Below are 677 nucleotides of genomic sequence, written 5' to 3'. Positions count from 1 at the left end.
TGGCCCGCCAGCAAATGCTGAATTCGGGAAAAACTGGTATCAGCGAATAAATCTGAGTTTATCTCCGGCAAGTCACCAGGAGAGAATACATATTCTCATCGCCTTCTTTGACAACATTTACATTTCCACCCCCCCTGTAAACCACCTTAAGAAACAGGTGATGGAAAAACTGAAAGACCGGTGGAAAATCATATACAGTAAACCGCTACCGTTAAAATGGCTGCCGGATGAAGAAGACGCGGTATTATGGGCCTGGAACAACCTGCAAAAAGTTCAGCAGGAGAAAGCCGGTAATATCGGCGGACTCTATATGAGTTTATCCACGCCCGGATTAACGACCTGGCTCACGCCACTGAGTCATTCTGAGCGCAATTTAGCCCTGCGTGTCGCGATCGATTTATGGGATGATGCGCCGGATACAAAGCGTTTATTCCTGCTGAATCTGAATAAAGCCTGGAACCAGCAAAAATTGCGTCAGTCCCGTACCGATAAAAAAGCACTCAATACGTACCTGAAGAACGAAACCAAAACACGACTGGACTTTATGGCTGAACGCAGCGGGGTTCGTATCAGCGATATGCTCGAAACGTTGATTAATGACCATTACCGTAAAACCTGTGGTGGTGAGTGAGAGCATCGCGCGGAAACAAAGCAAATGGCGACGATAATGCAGACCG

1 protein-coding gene is annotated in these 677 nt (G+C 47.1%); it reads left to right on the top strand.

The window, feature by feature from the left end; all coding sequences use genetic code 11:
• The first annotated feature begins 160 nt into the window (after window positions 1-160).
• Window positions 161-631: a hypothetical protein gene (locus DEO48_RS15345; protein ID WP_309136816.1), complete on the top strand. Its 471-nt coding sequence runs from the start codon at window positions 161-163 to the stop codon at window positions 629-631.
• Window positions 632-677: the final 46 nt, after the last annotated feature.

The organism is Enterobacter sp. CGMCC 5087 (assembly GCF_003144775.1).
GTDB lineage: Bacteria > Pseudomonadota > Gammaproteobacteria > Enterobacterales > Enterobacteriaceae > Enterobacter > Enterobacter cloacae_M.
Note: the sequence above shows the minus strand (reverse complement) of the source record. Positions and strands in the feature narration are given on the sequence as shown.

Coding starts and splice junctions, on each gene's coding strand:
- DEO48_RS15345 (WP_309136816.1), top strand. CDS start 161: ATGGAAAAACTGAAAGACCGGTGGAAAATCATATACAGTAAACCGCTA.